This window comes from Streptomyces sp. SID13726 (assembly GCF_010548375.1).
Lineage (GTDB): Bacteria > Actinomycetota > Actinomycetes > Streptomycetales > Streptomycetaceae > Streptomyces.
The window spans coordinates 1-424 of the sequence record NZ_JAAGLY010000540.1 but is presented as its reverse complement, the minus strand read 5'-3'; the positions used below and the strand labels follow the sequence as shown (position 1 = coordinate 424).

The window sequence follows — 424 nt, the reverse complement described above, 5'->3', positions numbered from 1 at the left end:
CCTGCACCCCGTACTGGAACGGCGACACGGGACAGCCCGTCTCCGCCTCCGTCTTCGGCGCCGACTTCGCCGCCATCCGCTCGCGCGGCGGCGACGTGATCCCCTCCTTCGGCGGCTACGCGGCCGACAACGGCGGCACCGAGATCGCCGACAGCTGCACCAGCGTGGACGCGATCGCCGCCGCGTACGAGAAGGTGATCACCACCTACGAGGTCTCCCGGCTCGACACGGACATCGAGGACAACTCGCTGACCAACAAGGCGGGCATCGACCGGCGCAACCAGGCGATCAAGAAGGTCCAGGACTGGGCCGCGGCGAACGGCCGCCCGCTGCAGGTCTCGTACACCCTCCCCACCACCACGAGCGGCCTCGCGAGCAGCGGACTCGCCGTCCTCAAGAGCGCCAGGACGGCGGGCGCGCAGGT

At 70.8% G+C, this 424-nt stretch carries 1 pseudogene; it reads left to right on the top strand.

Annotated features, from left to right (window positions below):
- Positions 1–424 (top strand): annotated as a pseudogene (locus tag G3I78_RS49015) (chitinase); the annotation flags it as partial.